The organism is Acinetobacter lwoffii, assembly GCF_024129595.1.
Taxonomy (GTDB): domain Bacteria; phylum Pseudomonadota; class Gammaproteobacteria; order Pseudomonadales; family Moraxellaceae; genus Acinetobacter; species Acinetobacter lwoffii_O.
Map to the genome: position 1 here is coordinate 1 of NZ_JAMXXS010000101.1, position 578 is coordinate 578.

Genomic DNA, 578 nt, shown 5'->3' on the forward strand with positions numbered 1-578 from the left:
TCCAGATAATCGTCTTCCTGATCCATGATGTCGGCAAAGAAAAGATTTGGTGATTTACCGCCGAGTTCCAGAGTCACCGGAATAATATTTTCAGTCGCATATTGCATGATCAGCTGACCCACTGCGGTTGAGCCGGTAAAGGCAATCTTGGCAATACGGGGATTGGTCGCCAGTGGACGGCCGACTTCGACCCCGTAGCCATTGACGATGTTCAACACGCCCGGTGGCAAAATGTCCTGAATCAGTTCAGCGAGCACCAGAATACTGACCGGGGTCTGTTCTGCAGGTTTCAGCACAATACAGTTGCCTGCAGCCAGGGCAGGTGCCAGTTTCCAGGCGGCCATCAGAATCGGGAAGTTCCAGGGAATGATTTGTCCGACTACACCAAGCGGTTCATGAAAATGGTAGGCGATGGTATCTTCATCAATTTCGGAAATGCCGCCTTCCTGGGCACGGATACAGCCGGCAAAATAACGGAAATGGTCGATCGCCAGTGGAATATCTGCAGCCAGCGTTTCACGGACCGGTTTGCCATTGTCCCAGGTTTCTGCCACAGCCAACATTTCCAGATTTTGTTC

The 578-nt window shown here is 51.6% G+C and carries 1 pseudogene; it reads right to left on the reverse strand.

Going from position 1 to position 578, the window contains the following annotated elements:
* Nucleotides 1-578: pseudogene (gene adh / locus NI466_RS15820) on the reverse strand (aldehyde dehydrogenase); the annotation flags it as partial.